We start from the raw sequence: 15,888 nt of genomic DNA on the forward strand, positions 1-15,888 counted from the left end.
CTGACCACTCTTCAAGTCTCCCACCGGCCACTGACAATCCGTCGAAGGGAGAGGGCGCGGCCTCTGCGCGCGGACGGCTGTGGAAACGTAAGCTGTGGCACGTCACAGGACCGGGCAGCGGGGATGAACATGGCGATGATGCGCCTGAGGCGCGAGGACCCGCGCGTCGTCGGCTCTTTCAGGCTTCACCGACGGCTCGGCGCGGGCGGGATGGGCGTGGTCTATCTGGGCTCCGACAAGAAGGGGCAGCGGGTCGCGCTGAAGGTCATCCGCCCCGATCTGGCGGAGGACCAGGAGTTCCGCTCACGGTTCGCCCGCGAGGTCTCGGCGGCCCGGCGCATCCGCGGCGGCTGCACGGCCCGGCTGGTCGCCGCCGACCTGGAGGCGGACCGCCCCTGGTTCGCCACCCAGTACGTGCCCGGCCCGTCGCTGCACGACAAGGTCGCCGACGAGGGTCCGCTCGGCGCCGCCGAGGTGGCCGCCGTGGGCGCGGCACTCTCCGAGGGTCTGGTCGCGGTGCACGAGGCGGGGGTGGTGCACCGGGACCTCAAGCCGTCCAACATTCTGCTGTCCCCGAAGGGCCCGCGGATCATCGACTTCGGCATCGCCTGGGCCACCGGCGCCTCGACGCTCACGCAGGTGGGCACGGCCGTCGGCTCGCCCGGCTTCCTCGCGCCCGAGCAGGTGCGCGGTGCGGCCGTCACGCCCGCGACGGACGTGTTCTCCCTGGGCGCCACGCTCGCGTACGCGTCGATGGGCGACTCGCCCTTCGGGCACGGCAGTTCCGAGGTGATGCTGTACCGCGTGGTGCACGAGGAGGCCCAGCTGCAGGGGGTCCCCGACGCGCTGGCCCCGCTGGTGCGGGCCTGTCTGGCGAAGGACCCCGAGGAGCGGCCGAGCACGCTGCAACTGTCGCTGCGGCTCAAGGAGATCGCCGCGCGGGAGGCGCAAGGGCTCGCCGACGTGCGTCCGCCGGCACCGCGCAGTCCCGAGTCCGAGCGGGCGAGCGGCCGGCTCGCCGACACCTACCCCGACCGGGACGCGCGCCGCCAGGGCGGCCGGGCCACTCCCTCGCGCGGCGGCCCCGCCTCCCGGACCGGCGGCCCCTCGTCCTCGCGGGGCGGCCGCAGCGTACCCCCGTCCCGGGGCGGCGGCTCCGGCCGCGACGGGGCGCCCCGCCAGAGCACACCGGCCCGCCCCCGGCCGCGCACCGGCACCCCGTCCCGAGGCGGCACCCGCCCGGGCACGGGCGCCCGCCGCCCGGCCTCCCGCACGGGCTCGGGCCTGCGCCCGGCGAACCCACGGCTGCTGAGGCAGCGGCTGTTCGTGTTCGTGGTGGTGACGCTGGTGGTGGCGTTCGGGATCGCACTGGTCCAGGGGTGCCAGGGGCCGTCCTGAGGGGGCACCCTCGGGGCGGGATGCCGACCGGGTCGGCGGGGCGGTCACTGAGCCCGGGTTCGCCCGCCCGAGGGACATGGAGTCTCAGTCGTACGGCGCCCGTGGCTCCGGCCTCGGGCCGAGCCCTTCACGCGCGCTGCCGACACCGTCGTCCCGGCAGCGGGAGGTGTCACTGTCCGTCCGAGGGACACGAGCGCTGGGCCGCCCGGCAGGTTCGGGCCGTCCACGCCCGGCGAGGTGGAGCCGCCGGCCTGTCCCGCAGGCCTGGAGCACCCCGCCCTTCCTGGGGCGGCGGCCCTACTCCTGCGGGCGTCCCGCCGTCACCGCGTAGAAGGCGACCGCCGCCGCCGCGCCCACGTTGAGGGAGTCGACTCCGTGGGACATCGGGATGCGGACCCAGGTGTCCGCGGCCGACAGGGCGCGGGGCGAGAGGCCCGTGCCTTCCGCGCCCAGCATCAGGGCCACCCGGTCCATGCGGTGCGGGGCCGTCTCGTCGAGGGTGTGGGCGCGTTCGTCCGGGGTGAGGGCGAGGACGGTGAAGCCCAGGTCCTGGACCGTCGTCAGGTCCTTGGGCCAAATCTCCAGGCGGGCGTACGGGACGGAGAAGACGGCGCCCATGGAGACCTTGACGCTGCGGCGGTACAGCGGGTCGGCGCAGTCCGGGGAGAGCAGGACCGCGTCCATGCCGAGGGCGGCGGCCGAGCGGAAGATCGCGCCGATGTTGGTGTGGTCGTTGACCGACTCCAGGACGACGACACGGCGGGCCGTGCGGAGCACGCCGGCGGGGTCGGGCAGCGGCCGGCGCCCCATGGAGGCGAGCGCGCCGCGGTGCACGTGGTAGCCGGTGACCTGTTCGGCGAGCGCGGGCTCGATGACGTACACCGGGGAGTCGGAGCGGTCGATGACGTCCCGCATGACGTCGACCCACTTCTGGGAGAGCAGCATGGACCGCATGCCGTAACCCGCGTCCCCGGCGCGCCGGATGACCTTCTCGCCCTCGGCGATGAACAGGCCCTCGGCCGGTTCGCGGCGGCGGCGCAGCTCGACGTCCGTGAGGTCGGTGTAGTCGTGCAGGCGCGGGTCGGCCGGGTCGTCGACGGTGATGATCTCGCCCATGTCAGGCGGCCGTCCCGTCCGGGCCGACGGCCACCACGTCGCCGACGACGATGACCGCCGGAGGCTTCACGTCCTCGGCGACGACCGTCTCCGCGACCGTGGCGAGGGTGGCGTCCACGCGCCGCTGGGAGGAGGTCGTGCCCTCCTGGACCAGCGCGACCGGGGTGTCCGGGGACTTGCCGTGCGCCACGAGGGTCTCGGCGATCCGGCCGATCTTGTCGACGCCCATGAGGATCACCAGCGTGCCGGTCAGCTTCGCCAGCGACGGCCAGTCGACCAGGGACCGCTCGTCGTCGGGGGCGACATGCCCGCTGACCACGGTGAACTCGTGCGCCACGCCGCGGTGGGTGACGGGGATGCCCGCCGCACCCGGCACAGAGATGGAGCTGGAGATGCCGGGGACGACGGTGCAGGGGATGCCGGCCTCGGTGAGGGCGTGCAGTTCCTCCATGCCGCGTCCGAAGACGTACGGGTCGCCGCCCTTGAGGCGGACCACGGACCTGCCCTGCTTGGCGTGCTCGATCAGCGCGTTGTTGATGGCCTCCTGGGCCATGTACCGGCCGTACGGGATCTTCGCCGCGTCGATCACCTCGACGTGCGGCGGGAGTTCGGCGAGGAGGTCGCGCGGTCCGAGGCGGTCGGCGATGACGACGTCGGCCTCGGCGAGCAGACGGCGCCCGCGCACGGTGATGAGGTCCGGGTCGCCGGGGCCGCCGCCGACGAGGGCGACGCCCGCGGTGCGGGTGCGGAAGTGCGGGGCGACGAGAGTGCCGTCGCGCAGGCCCTCGACCACGGCGTCACGGACGGCCGCGGTGTGCCGGGGGTCGCGTCCGCGGGCGTCGGTGGTGAGCACGGCCACGGTGACGCCCTCGCTGTGGCCGGTCGCCGGTGTCCAGGCGGTGGCCCGGTCGGCGTCGTCGGAGCGGACGCACCAGACGCGGTGCGCCTCCGCCTCGGCGGAGGCGGCGGTGTTGGCGTCGGGGTCGCTGGTGGCGATCAGCGCGTACCAGGCGTCGGCGAGGTCGCCCTCGGCGTAGGGGCGGCGGTGCCAGGTGATCTCACCGGCGTCCGCCATCGCCTCCACGGAGGGGGTGGCCTCCGGTGACACGAGGTGGACGTCGGCGCCCGCCTTGATCAGGGCGGGAAGACGCCGCTGGGCGACCTGGCCGCCGCCGAGGACGACGACCCGGCGTCCGGTGAGGCGGAGGCCTACGGGGTAGGGCGGGTGTTCGGCCATCAGCTGGGGCTCCTCGGACGAGCGATGGGTCAGCGGGCACGCTGCGGCGTCGGAGCGGGCCTGACGTGGCATTTTATGCCCGTGGGCGGCAGGGGTGGGGAGGGTCCGGGGAGTGGGACGGGTCTCACCCGCCCTCACTGCGCGGGCTCGCGGGCCGTCACGCACGGCGTCCCCGCCCACCCCGTGTCGACAGGGGCGGGCGGGGACGTCCGTCGCCTACTTCTCCGTCACGCCCGCCGAGTCGAACGTGGCGACCTCGTGCATGGCGCGGGCCGTGCTCTGGACCAGCGGGAGTGCGAGCAGCGCGCCCGTGCCCTCGCCGAGCCGCAGGTCGAGGTCGACCAGCGGGCGCAGCCCCAGCTTGTTGAGCGCTGCCACGTGGCCGGGCTCCGCGCTGCGGTGGCCGGCGATGCAGGCCGCGAGGACCTCCGGCGCGATGGCGCGGGCGACCAGCGCGGCAGCGCCGGCGCTGACGCCGTCAAGGATGACCGGCGTCCGCAGGGACGCGCCGCCGAGCAGCAGACCGACCATCGCGGCGTGTTCAAAACCGCCGACCGCGGCCAGCACGCCGAGCGGGTCGGACGGGTCCGGCTGGTGCAGCTCCAGGGCGCGGCGCACGACGTCGGTCTTGCGGGCGAGCGTCTCGTCGTTGATGCCGGTGCCGCGGCCGGTGACCTCGGCCGGGTCGGCGCCGGTGTAGACGGAGATGAGGGCGGCGGACGCCGTGGTGTTGGCGATGCCCATCTCGCCCGTGAGCAGCGCCTTGTTGCCGGCCGCGACCAGGTCGCGGGCCGTCTCGATGCCCACCTCGACGGCCTGCTTGGCCTCCTCGCGGGTCATCGCGGGTCCGGCGGTCATGTCGGACGTACCGGCGCGGATCTTGCGCGGCAGCAGCCCGGGCGTGGCCGGCAGGTCGGAGGAGACGCCCACGTCCACCACGCAGACCTCGGCTCCGACCTGGGCGGCGAAGGCGTTGCAGACCGCTCCCCCGCCGAGGAAGTTGGCCACCATCTGGGCGGTGACCTCCTGCGGCCAGGGCGTGACGCCCTGGGCGTGCACCCCGTGGTCGCCGGCGAAGATCGCGACGGCCGCGGGCTCCGGGATCGGCGGCGGGCACTGCCGGGACAGTCCCGACAGCTGGGCGGAGATGATCTCCAGCATGCCGAGCGCTCCGGCCGGCTTGGTCATGCGCTTCTGGCGCTCCCACGCCTCGCCGAGCGCCTTGGCGTCCAGCGGGCGGATCTGCGCGACGGTCTCGGCAAGCAGGTCGTGGGGGTCCTCTCCGGGCAGGGCGCGGCGGCCGTACGTCTCCTCGTGCACCACCCAGGAAAGGGGGCGGCGCTTGGACCAGCCGGCCTGCATCAGCTCGGGCTCGTCCGGGAACTCGTCGACGTAGCCGACGCACAGGTAGGCGACGACCTCCAGATGATCGGGCAGGTCCAGGGCGCGGACCATCTCGCGCTCGTCGAAGAAGCTGACCCAGCCGACGCCGAGGCCCTCGGCTCGGGCGGCGAGCCAGAGGTTCTCCACGGCGAGCGCGGAGGAGTACGGCGCCATCTGCGGCTGGGTGTGCCGGCCGAGGGTGTGGCGTCCGCCGCGCGTGGGGTCGGCGGTGACCACGATGTTCACCGGGGTGTCGAGGATGGCCTCGATCTTGAGTTCCTTGAACTGCTTGGCCCGGCCCTTGGGCAGCGTCTTGGCGTAGGCCTCGCGCTGGCGCGTCGCCAGTTCGTGCATCCGGCGGCGGGTCTCCTCGGAGCGGATGACGACGAAGTCCCAGGGCTGCGAGTGACCGACGGAGGGCGCGGTGTGGGCGGCCTCCAGGACGCGCAGCAGCACCTCGTGCGGGATGGGGTCGCTGCGGAAGCCGTTGCGGATGTCCCGGCGCTCGCGCATCACCTTGAGGACGGCCTCGCGCTCGGCGTCCGCGTACCCGGGGGCGGCGGGGCCGGCCGGCTCCGCCCGCGGCGCCGGCTCGGGCTCCACACCGGCGCCCTGGGTGTCCAGGTCGTCGGCGTTCTGCGCGACCTCGGCCTCGGCGGGGGCGGCGGGGGCCGGCGGCACGACGGCGGCGGGCACCTGGTCGCCGGCGGGGGCGGGGGCCGCCTCGGGCGCGGCGGCTGCCGTGGCGGCGGGGACCTCGGCGGGCGCGCCCTCGGGGGCTGTTTCCTCGGGGACCGTCACGCCCTGCGGCGGGGTCGGGGCGAGATGCGGCGCGGAGGGCACGGTGCCGTCCACGGGGACGAACTGGCCCAGCGGCTGGTCCGCCTCGGGCTCGAGCGGCAGGGTGCCGGGGAGCGGGGTCGCGTGGGCGGGCGTCTGCTGAGGGCCCTGCACGGGGCCGGAGGCGGGCACGGGCTCTCCGGCGGCCTGGGGCTCGGGAGCGGCCTGGGGCTCGGCAACGGCCACGGCCTGGGGCTCGGGCGCAGCCTCGGTTCCCGCAGCGGCCGGTGCGGGCTCGGAGGTCACCGGCGCTTCGGGGGCGGGGGCCGCCTCGGCGGCGTGCTCCGCCACCACGGCCTCGGCCTCCGGCGCGGGCTCCGGGGACGCGGGGGTGACCGGAGGCTCCGTGGCCGGTTCGGCGGGGTCGGGGGCTTCCGTCGCCGGGGCCCCGGGCGTCCGCGCGTCCTGCGCCGCGGCGGCGTCCGGCACCGGGGCCACTTCGGGCGCCTCAGGGACCGGGACGGCCTCGGGCACGGTGGTCCCCGCCGCGACGGCGGGGGCTTCCTGCGCCCCGGCGTCCGGCGCACCGGCGGTCTCGTCGGCGGCCACCTGCGCGGCGGCCACCTGCGCGTCGGCCACCTGCGCGTCGGGCGCCTGCGGTTCCGTCGTCCGCGGCGCGGCCGTCTCGGCGGCAGCGGCCTGGGCCGCGTCGTCCTGACCGTCCGCCACGACGGACTCCGGGGCCTGGGCCTGCTCGGGCACGACCACCGTGCCGCCGGTGTCCTGCGCGGCCTCCGGGGCGACCGACGCCTCGGCCTGCGGGGCCTGCGGATCCTGGGCCGCCTCCGCATCCTCCAGCGACGGCACGGGTGCGCCGGCGTCCGCCGTCTCCACGGCAGACGCGTCCTGCGACTCCCCCGGGCCGGTCGCGGCAGCGCCCGGCGTCTGGCCGGCCTCCGGCGTCATGGTTCCGTCCGCGACGGCTTCCGGTGCCACGGGGACACCGGCCTGCTGAGCGGTCCCGGTCGCCTCACCGGGAGCCACGTCCGTCGGCGTCGGCGCACCCGCGTCGCCACCGGCCGTCGCGTCACCGGGCGCACCCGGTCCCGGCACGACCGGCGTGCCCTGCTCGCCGTACGCCGCCGCAGGCGTCTGCTCGCCCTCGGCGGCGGCCGGCGTACCGACCGCCTGCGTGGCGACCCGGGCGACGGCCGCCTGGGCCGCGTCCACGGCCTGGGCTGCCGGAGCCGCCGCGCCCTGGGCGACCCAGGGCGCGGCCTGCGGTGCCGCGGCCTCCCGCGCGTGCGGGACGTCGAGGTACTCGGGGCCGAGGGTCGGCGGGCCCGGCTGGCGGGCCGGCAGGTCGGCGGGGCCGCGGTCGGCGAGGGAGCGGACCGGGCTCGCGGACAGGTCGGGCAGCGGCGGGCCGAGGTGCAGCGGACGGCGCGGCGCGGCGGGGGCCGGTGAAGGCGCGGGCGCCGGCTGCTCCGGCTCGGGCGGACGGACGCCGCCGAGGTCGACGGAGCCGCTGTCGCGGCCGTCCGTCTCGTGCGGGCCCGGCTGGTGGACCGTTTCGACGACCGGCGCGGGCGCGGGCGGCGCGATCTCGTTGCCCCAGGCGCCCTGGGCGCCCGGCAGCAGCAGGTCTTCGTCCTCGGCGGGACCGTCGGAGAGGTAGGCGTACGCGTCCGGCGTGGCGACGCCCGGCTGCTCCACCCTGCCTGCGTTCTCCGGCAGTCCCTCGCCCGGGACCTGGCCGGTGTCGGTCATGCGTACCCCTCGCCCATCGGTTAGTGCTCCTACGACCAGCTCACCCGGAACGGCGCGCCGACCACCCCCCACTGAAGAACGAGCGTGCGTCCCCAGCGGCACGAACGGCCCGCCCGAAAAGGCGACAAAGCCATTCACTGGCATTGTCGCGGGCGCACCGCCGTCGCGTCAGCTTGATCGGCGACGGTTCCGCTGTGGACTGCGCCACGTTGCGCGTCCTCCGGTTCTGCCGTACCACGACCCACCCCAAAACGGGCGCGCTTTTTGGACATTGGCCGACGAAGCGTCGGGTGACCAGTGCGGTACAACGATCGGCCAGCCTACCGCGCGCGGTACGACAAACCGATCACGGGGACGGCTACGGGGCTCAACGGCCGCGGGCGGGCAGTACCCCGCTGAGCAGGAACGCGACGCTCCGTTCCTTCTCCGTCCAGGCCCTGGTGTCGAGTTCGACGGACTGGAGGAGGGCGCACTCGACGCGGTAGCCGTGCTCCGTCAGGTTCCGGCCGACCAGTTCGGCGGCGTCGCGGGTCGCGGCGTGCGTGACGATGCGCTGCGGACGGCGGTCGGCCACGGCGGAGACCACGGCCGCTCCCCCGCCTCCGACCCTGACCACGTCCGGCTCGGGGAGGTTCTCCAGGATCTGCGGCGCGGCACCGTGGACGATCTGCATCTGGACGCCGTGGCGGCGCGCCGCGGCGTCGGTGCGGGCGCACGCGTGGCGGTCGTGGTCGACGGCGATGACGGCGGCCCCCGCCCGCGCCGCGTCGGTGGCGAACGCGCCGGAGCCGCAGCCGATGTCCCAGACCAGGTCGCCCAGGCCCGGCCCCAGACGGGCGAGTTGGCCGGTTCGCACGGGTTCCCGCTCGCCCTCGCCGAGGTCTCCGCCGTACTCCCCGGCGGGCAGGGTCCAGCCGCGCGGTCCCGCGGAGGGGTTACGTCCGGCGATCCAGCCGGCGGAGTCGCCGGAGGCCACCGGGCCGCCGATGACGATGACCACGTTGGGGTCGCGCCAGGTGTGGTCGGCGGCCTTGTCGGAGGTGACGACGGTGACCTGTTCGTGCTCGGTGCCGAGTTCCTCGCAGATGACGAAGGAGCGGTGGACGCCTTCCATCAGCAGGCCGAGTTCGGCGGGTCCGGCACCGGGCGAGGTGAGAACCGCCACTTTGGTGTGGGCCCGGCACACGTTCACCGCGCGACGCAGGGTGCGCGGGTGGGCGACGACCACTTCCGCGTCGTCCCAGGGCATCCCGGCCCGGGCGAAGGCGGCGGCGACCGAGGAGACCGCGGGCACGACCTCGACCTCCAGGCCGAACTCCGGTGCGCGCAGGATGCGTACGACGCCGAAGAAGCCGGGGTCGCCGTCGGCGAGCACGACCGCGGTGCCGCGGTGGGCGGCGATGCGGCGGGCGGCGAGGGAGACGGAGCCGAGGCGGATCCGCTCGGCCGCGGCGGGCACCTCGGGAAGCACCAGGTGGTGTGCTGCGCCGGCGACCAGCGTGGCGGCGCCGAGCGCGGCGCGTGCCGCGTCGGTCAGCGGCGAGCCGTCCCAGCCGATCACCGTGACCCGGTCGGCCATCGTCGTCAGTCTCCTGAGGTGTGCGCAGGTCGTCGTCGGCTGTGCCGCCCGGAGGCGGTCTGCTGAGATTACCTGGTGAGGTCATGGGCCGCCGCGCCGGTGCGGGCCGCCGTACACCCCTCGGACGTCAGTTCCAGTCGGTGTAGCCGGGGAAGCCGCCGCTGTCGGCCAGTTGTCCGTCCGCGCCCTCGATGTCCTCCGGCAGCAGGCTCCACACGATGTAGTCGGTGCGGACCTCGCTCCAGCCTCCGTCCTCGCCGCGGACCCTGGCTATGCAGGCGTTGCGCAGCACGCCCTCGCTGATGCAGCCGATCTTCTGGGCGACCTGCTGGGCGGCGGTGTTGTCGGCGGCGGTGCGCAGTTCCACGCGCTGGAGCTTCTGGTCGCGGAACAGCCACTTGGCGGTGGCGAGGGCGGCCTCGGAGGCGTAACCCTCGCCGCGCGCCCAGGGCGCGACGATGTACGACAGCTCGGTGGACCGCACGTGCCAGTTGGTGCGGGTGAGCCGGATGAGGCCGACCAGGCGCTGGGTGAGGAACTCGGCGACGGCAAGGTCCAGGCCGTGTCCCGCGGCGCGTTCGGCGGGGGCGTACTCGGTGATCCAGGTGCGGGCGGTGTCCTCGGTGAACGGCTGCGGGACGCCGGTCCAGGCGCCCACCTGCTCGTCGCTCATCATCGCGGCGAGGGCGGGGACGTCGTCCGCGTCGAGGGGACGCAGCACCAACCGCTCCGTGCTGAGGGAGATGTCGGGGAAGGTGCTCGTCATGCGCCGCTCCGTAACCTGAGAGACCGTCGGGTGCTGCTGAACTGCCCAGCATGCAGCATGAAAGCACCGGAACGCACCACGGGGTCCACCCCTTGCGGCGGAGTGGACCCCGTGGCCGGCGCGAGGCCGGATCAGAAGGAGGCGAGCACCGAGCCGGCGTACTTGTCCTCGATGAACTTCTTCACCTCGGGCGAGGTGAGGAGCTTCGCGAGCTTCTTGACGCGCGGGTCGTTCTCCTGGCCCTCCTTGACGGCGAGGAGGTTGCTGTTCGGGTTGTCCTTCGCCTCTTCCAGGACCAGGGCGTCCTTGGCGGGCTTCAGGTCGGCCTCGATGGCGTAGTTGCCGTTGACCACGGCGGCGTCGACGTCGTCCAGGGAGCGCGGGGTCTGGGCGGCCTCGAGTTCCTTGAAGGTGAGCTTCTTGGGGTTCTCGGTGATGTCCGCGGGGGTCGCCGAGGTGCCGACGCCGTCCTTGAGGGTGAGCAGTCCGCCCGCGGCCAGCAGCTGCAGGGCCCGGCCCTCGTTGACGGTGTCGTTGGGGATCGCGATCGTCGCGCCGCTCTTCAGCTCGTCGGCCTTCTTCACCTTGTGCGAGTAGAGGCCGAGCGGCTCCAGGTGCACGTCGACGACCGACACGATGTGAGTGCCGTTCTTCTTGTTGAAGTCGTCGAGGTACGGCTGGGTCTGGAAGTAGTTGGCGCCGACCGAGCCGTCCTCCGTCGCGGTGTTCGGGGTGACGTAGTCGGTGAACTCCTTGACCTCGAGGTCGAGCCCGGCCTCTTCCGCGAGGTTGTCCTTCACGAAGTTCAGGATCTCGGCGTGCGGCACGGGGCTCGCGGCGACGACCAGCGGGCCGGAGGTGTCGGAGGCGGCGTCCTGGTCCGAGCCGCAGGCGGAGAGCCCGAGGGTGAGGGCTCCGGCGGCGAGGACAGCGGTGGTGATCTTGGCGGTGTTACGCACGAAAAGTGCCTTTCCTAGGGTGGTGCGACCCCGTCTTGGTGCACGGGGAGTCGGGGGGGTGCGGCCGGGTCAGGCCACCTTGCCGACCTCGGCGGTGGCGGGCTCCTCGCCCTTCAGAAGCCGCAGCCTGGGCCCGGGGCCGGAGCGGGCGCCGCGGCGGTGCAGGGCGCGGGCGGCGAAGTCGCCGGCGAACTGGATCAGCGAGATGACCACGGCGAGGATCGCCACGGTGATCCACATCAGGCCGGTCTCGAAGCGCTGGTAGCCGTAGCGGACGGCGAGGTCGCCGAGCCCGCCGCCGCCGACGGTGCCGGCCATGGCGGAGTAGCCGATGAGCGCGATGACCGTGGTGGTGGTGGAGGCGATCAGCGAGGGCAGCGCCTCGGGGACGAGGACCTTGCGGACGATGGTCCAGGTGTTGCCGCCCATCGCCTGCACGGCCTCCACCAGCCCGTGGTCCACCTCGCGCACGGCGGTCTCGACGAGCCGCGCGAAGAAGGGGATGCCGCCGATGGCGAGCGGCACGATCGCGGCCTCGCTGCCGATGGTGGTGCCGGTGACCCAGCGGGTGAAGTTCATCAGGGCGACCATGAGGATGATGAACGGCAGCGAGCGGCCGACGTTCACGATCTGCCCGATGACCTTGTTCACCACGGTGTTCTGCAGCAGTCCGCCCTTGTCGGTGAGGACGAGCAGGATGCCGAGCGGGAGGCCGCCGACGACGGCGATCAGGGTGGACCAGCCGACCATGACCAGCGTCTCGGTACAGGCCTGTTCCAGCAGCGGCTGCATCTCGGACCAGGTCACTTGGCGCCCTCCTTCACCAGCGTGGGCTCGTCGTGGTCGACGACGTCGATCTGCAGGCCCTGCTCGCGCAGGAAGCCGATGGGCACGACGTTGTCCTCGTAGCGGCCGGGCAGTTCGATGCGCATGCGGCCCACCTGGAGCCCGCCGACGGTGTCGATGGCGGCGCCGAGGATCGATATGTCGATGTTGTAGGTGCGCGAGAGCTGGGAGATGACCGGCTGGGTCGCGCTCTCGCCGTGGAAGGTCACGTCGACGACGGTGCGGTCGTCGCCGCTCGCCTCGCCGCCGACGGGGAACAGCGCGGCGGCGAGTTCCGAGCCGGGGGTGGCCAGCAGGTCGGTGACCGTGCCGGACTCGACGATGCGGCCCTTCTCCATGAGGGCGGCCGAGTCGCAGATCGACTTCACGACGTCCATCTCGTGCGTGATGAGCAGGACGGTGAGGCCGAGCTGGCGGTTGAGGTCCCGCAGCAGCTGGAGGATCGAGCGGGTGGTCTCCGGGTCCAGGGCGCTGGTGGCCTCGTCGGAGAGCAGCACCTTGGGGTCGCCGGCGAGGGCGCGGGCGATGCCGACGCGCTGCTTCTGGCCGCCGGAGAGCTGGGCCGGGTAGGACTTGGCCTTGTCGGCGAGGCCGACCAGGTCGAGCAGTTCCAGCGCCTTGCGGGAACGTTCCTTCCCTGACGTGCCGAGGATCTCCAGCGGAAGTTCGACGTTGTCCTGCACGGTGCGCGAGGACAGCAGGTTGAAGTGCTGGAAGACCATGCCGATGCGGCTGCGCGCCTGGCGGAGTTCCCGGCCGGCGCGAGGGCCGCGGCCGGCGAGCGCGGTGAGGTCCTGACCGGCCACGGTCACGGTGCCCGAGGTGGGACGCTCCAGCAGGTTGACGCAGCGGATGAGGGAGGACTTGCCGGCGCCGGACTGGCCGATGACGCCGTAGACCTCGCCTTCGCGGACGTGCAGGTCGACGCCGTCCAGGGCGGTGACCTCGCGGCCGCGGGAGCGGTGAGTCCGATAGACCTTCGTGAGGCCCGAGGTGGTGATCACGTGGTTTCCGTCACTGTCGAGTGCGCGGCACGTCGTGGGCGCCGGGCACGTGGCATGCAGGGAATGGCGGCAGGGCGGCACGGATCTCCCGGACATGAGCAGGTCCGGGAGACGTGCGCGGGGCGTGGCTCGGCCGCGCGTGCGGGGCACGGAAGCGGACGTGAGCCGGCTCTCGCTTCGGGGCGCGAGGCTCAGGCGGTGCGGGGGCCCTCTAGAAGGCGCGCATTCGGAGGAGACACATACAACGAGCACCGGGCGTCATCGTCGCCTCGGTCGCAGGGGTGCGGTCGCTCGTCGTGGTCATGCGGTCAGTAAAGCAGACGTCCACTTCTGAACCGACCCGGCCGTCCGTATGGTGGACAGCCGTGGACACCCGTGCGCGCACGTCAGGGGCGCGCGGCGATCTCGATCCCGGCTTCCGTGACCAGTGCGGACAGGGCCGACAGGTCCTTCACGACCAGGTCGGCGGTCAGCTCCTCGGCGCGGTGGGTTGTGGCCAAGGCCACGGTCGTCATGCCGGCGGCGCGGCCGGCCTGGAGTCCGGCGGGGGCGTCCTCGAAGACGACGCAGTCGGCGGGGTCGACGCCGAGCGTGCGCGCGGCGAGCAGGTAGGGCTCGGGGTCGGGCTTGCCGCGGGTGATGTCGTCGGCGGCGACCAGCGTCTTGGGCAGGATGCCGACGGCGCCCAGCCGGGCCTCGGCGAGCCGCCGGGTGGCGGAGGTGACCACGGCCCAGCGCTCGGCGGGCAGCCCGGCGAGGAACTCCTTGGTCCCGGGCAGCAGGCCGACCCCGCCGTCGGCGACGTCCTCCACCTCCAGGTCCTCGATGCGCGCGACGGCCTGCGGCACGACGTGGGCGGGCAGCAGGTCGGCGGCTATCTCGGCGGCCGGCCGGCCGTGCAGCCCGATCCGCGCGAAGTCCTCGGCCGTCAGCCCGTACTCCACCGCCCACCGGGTCCAGCAGCGGTTGACGGAGTCCAGTGAGGACACGAGGGTCCCGTCGTTGTCGAACAGCAGGGCACGCGCATGAATGGTCATGCCATCGACCCTACGGGGCCGTCGGCCCGGACCGGGAACGGCGGCCTCGGGGCCGGGGTGAGCGCGGCTTTTCCGGCGTAATAGGCTCCCTGCCATGCTGGATGTCCTGACCGTGGTGACCGCTGTCGCCGCGCTGCTGCTCGCCGCCTGGTGCGGCTGGGCCGCCTACCGTGACCAGCCGACGAAGGACTGGCATTTCATCGGCATGGCGGTGGTCACACTGCTGGCGCTGGTGCAGCTGGTGGTCGGGATCGTGCAGCTGGCCCGGGGCGAGAAGCCGGGGCAGGGCACGACGATCTTCGTGGCGTATCTGCTGGGCTCGGCCGCCTGCGTCCCGGCGGCGGGCTTCCTGTCGCTGGGCGAGCGCACCCGCTGGGGTTCGGTGACCGTCGCCGCGAGCGGCGTGGTGCTGGCCGTGCTCGAGGTGCGGCTGTTCGACATCTGGGGAGGCTGAGGTGACCGCGACGCAGGAGAGGCCGAACCGGACGCGGCTGGCGAGCGGCCCCGGACTGCTGCTGGTCTGGCTGTACGGGGTGATGGTGGTGGGCGCCGTGTCGCGCTCGGCCTACCAGATCGCCACCGAGTTCGACCGGGCGCCGCTCGCCTACACGCTGTCCGCGCTGGCCGGCCTGGTCTACGGCTTCATCACGTACACGCTGGTGCGCGGCGGGGAGAAGGCCCGCAGGGCGGCGCTGGTGTGCTGCGCCGCCGAGCTGGTGGGCGTGCTGACCGTCGGCACCTGGACGCTGGTGGAGCCCTCCGCCTTCCCCGACGCCACCGTGTGGTCCGACTACGGGATGGGCTACCTCTTCATCCCCGTGCTGCTGCCGCTGACCGCCGTGTACTGGCTGCGCCGTTCACGCGCCCAGGAGCCGGCCACCTGACGGGCCGGCCGCCCGCCCGGGCGGCCGCTCCTTGTCACGCCGTCACGATCAGGCGGTCGTCGCGTACGTCTCCGCCTTCTTCTCCAGCACGATCATCGGTACGCCGTCGGCGCCGCGGGACGTGCCCACGCGCTGGTAGCCGACCTTGCTGTAGAGGCTGAGGTTGCTCTCGCTGCGGTGACCGGCGTGCAGCCGGAACGTGCGGGCGCCGCGCTCGCCGGCGAGGGCGGCCTCGGCGGCCTTGAGGAGCCGGGCGCCGATGCCGTGGCCCTGGAGGCGGGGGTGGACGCAGAGCTTGCCGATCGCGGCGGCGCCGTCCTCGGTGATCCTGCCGTGCACCGAGCCAACGATCTCGTCACCGAGGCGCGCGACGAACACGCAGTCCCGGACGACCTCCTCGCGGACCGAGTCGAGGGTCTGGATCAGGGGATCGATGCGGTAGTTGCCGTAGAGGGCCGCTTCGCTCTGGAAGCACAGGTACTGCAACCTGAAGATCTGCTCCGCGTCCTGCTCGGCCGCCGCAGAGATGGTCACGCTCATGCCCATGTGCGCACGCCTCCCGCTCACCTGATCACCTGTTGTCCCCCACTCCTATCCCCGTCCTCAGCCCGCCGCAACCTCCGCCGCGAGTAAACGACGCAGACATCCCAGGCATCTGGAGCGTTCCGGACCGAGACTGCCCTGTGAGATACCCAACTCCCTTGCGATTTCCCGGTATGTCGGATCGTGCGGGGACAGCAGCGCGGCGAGCAGACCGGGGCAGCGGCCGGGGAGCCGGCGCACCGCGTCACGCAGGGCGCGGCGGTGGGCGGTGACGAGCGCGAGCCGCTCCGGGTCGTGCCGGCCGGCGTCGGCGGGTTCGCAGGTCAGCGCCATCTCGCGGCGGGCCGTGCGGCGGATGCGACGGGCCTCCGCGCGGATCGCGCGGCGCAGCCAGAGCGGCGGGTCGGCGGGCGGTCCGGCACGGCGGAGCCGCTCGAGGAGGCGCAGCCAGACCGCCTGTTCCAGGTCGCCCGGTTCGGCGCCGCTGCCTGAGGTCTCGGCGACGGCCTCCGCGGCGAGGAGGGGACCGAGCAGGGCGATCAGGTCGTCGGCGGGAAGCGCGTGGGTTCTCACGTGCGCAACGACC

At 73.8% G+C, this 15,888-nt stretch carries 14 protein-coding genes; 3 read left to right on the forward strand and 11 right to left on the reverse strand.

The annotated features are described in order from the left end of the window. The first annotated feature begins 123 nt into the window (after positions 1–123). Positions 124–1,398 (forward strand): serine/threonine-protein kinase, encoded by a 1,275-nt coding sequence (locus MTR79_RS22655; protein WP_244791870.1) that lies wholly within the window; start codon positions 124–126, stop codon positions 1,396–1,398. Between the two features lie 297 nt (positions 1,399–1,695). Here MTR79_RS22655 and MTR79_RS22660 read toward each other — a convergent pair whose 3' ends face one another. The 9 genes from MTR79_RS22660 to MTR79_RS22700 all read right to left on the reverse strand — a co-directional run bounded on the left by MTR79_RS22660 (position 1,696) and on the right by MTR79_RS22700 (position 13,875). Continuing rightward, entirely contained in the window at positions 1,696–2,514 is an 819-nt protein-coding gene (locus MTR79_RS22660) for an RNA methyltransferase (protein ID WP_244791871.1), read from the reverse strand. 1 nt (position 2,515) lies between these two features. Then, positions 2,516–3,751, reverse strand: a complete 1,236-nt coding sequence (gene cobA / locus MTR79_RS22665; protein ID WP_189365473.1) for a uroporphyrinogen-III C-methyltransferase — start codon at positions 3,749–3,751, stop codon at positions 2,516–2,518. Positions 3,752–3,967: 216 nt separating this feature from the next. Beyond that, positions 3,968–7,684: a nicotinate-nucleotide--dimethylbenzimidazole phosphoribosyltransferase gene (gene cobT / locus MTR79_RS22670; protein WP_244791872.1), complete on the reverse strand. Its 3,717-nt coding sequence runs from the start codon at positions 7,682–7,684 to the stop codon at positions 3,968–3,970. A gap of 367 nt (positions 7,685–8,051) precedes the next feature. Further along, on the reverse strand, positions 8,052–9,263 hold the full coding sequence (gene cbiE / locus MTR79_RS22675) for a precorrin-6y C5,15-methyltransferase (decarboxylating) subunit CbiE (protein WP_244791873.1): 1,212 nt from the start codon (positions 9,261–9,263) through the stop codon (positions 8,052–8,054). Positions 9,264–9,390: 127 nt separating this feature from the next. Continuing rightward, positions 9,391–10,029, reverse strand: coding sequence for a GNAT family N-acetyltransferase (locus MTR79_RS22680; RefSeq protein WP_048458228.1), 639 nt, complete (start codon positions 10,027–10,029; stop codon positions 9,391–9,393). Between the two features lie 131 nt (positions 10,030–10,160). Continuing rightward, positions 10,161–10,988 carry a MetQ/NlpA family ABC transporter substrate-binding protein gene (locus tag MTR79_RS22685; protein WP_086704117.1) on the reverse strand — a complete coding sequence of 276 codons (828 nt, stop codon included), beginning with the start codon at positions 10,986–10,988 and terminating at the stop codon, positions 10,161–10,163. Between the two features lie 69 nt (positions 10,989–11,057). Next, positions 11,058–11,795, reverse strand: coding sequence for a methionine ABC transporter permease (locus MTR79_RS22690; protein WP_163036593.1), 738 nt, complete (start codon positions 11,793–11,795; stop codon positions 11,058–11,060). Further along, on the reverse strand, positions 11,792–12,838 hold the full coding sequence (locus MTR79_RS22695) for an ATP-binding cassette domain-containing protein (RefSeq protein WP_241563527.1): 1,047 nt from the start codon (positions 12,836–12,838) through the stop codon (positions 11,792–11,794). Before MTR79_RS22695 ends, MTR79_RS22690 begins: the two co-directional genes overlap by 4 nt. A 386-nt stretch (positions 12,839–13,224) precedes the next feature. Continuing rightward, positions 13,225–13,875 (reverse strand): HAD family hydrolase, encoded by a 651-nt coding sequence (locus tag MTR79_RS22700; protein ID WP_189365475.1) that lies wholly within the window; start codon positions 13,873–13,875, stop codon positions 13,225–13,227. A 94-nt stretch (positions 13,876–13,969) separates the two neighbouring features. Between MTR79_RS22700 and MTR79_RS22705 the strand changes: the two genes are divergently transcribed. Both MTR79_RS22705 and MTR79_RS22710 read left to right on the forward strand, forming a co-directional pair. Beyond that, positions 13,970–14,329: a hypothetical protein gene (locus tag MTR79_RS22705; protein ID WP_048458233.1), complete on the forward strand. Its 360-nt coding sequence runs from the start codon at positions 13,970–13,972 to the stop codon at positions 14,327–14,329. 1 nt (position 14,330) lies between these two features. Then, positions 14,331–14,759 carry a hypothetical protein gene (locus tag MTR79_RS22710; RefSeq protein WP_048458234.1) on the forward strand — a complete coding sequence of 143 codons (429 nt, stop codon included), beginning with the start codon at positions 14,331–14,333 and terminating at the stop codon, positions 14,757–14,759. Positions 14,760–14,807: 48 nt separating this feature from the next. Here MTR79_RS22710 and MTR79_RS22715 read toward each other — a convergent pair whose 3' ends face one another. After that, on the reverse strand, positions 14,808–15,305 hold the full coding sequence (locus tag MTR79_RS22715; RefSeq protein ID WP_086704112.1) for a GNAT family N-acetyltransferase: 498 nt from the start codon (positions 15,303–15,305) through the stop codon (positions 14,808–14,810). A gap of 57 nt (positions 15,306–15,362) precedes the next feature. After that, positions 15,363–15,875: a sigma-70 family RNA polymerase sigma factor gene (locus MTR79_RS22720; protein ID WP_244791874.1), complete on the reverse strand. Its 513-nt coding sequence runs from the start codon at positions 15,873–15,875 to the stop codon at positions 15,363–15,365. Positions 15,876–15,888 lie beyond the last annotated feature (13 nt).

The sequence above is a fragment of the Streptomyces sp. BJ20 genome (assembly GCF_022869105.1).
Taxonomy (GTDB): Bacteria; Actinomycetota; Actinomycetes; order Streptomycetales; family Streptomycetaceae; genus Streptomyces; species Streptomyces griseoincarnatus.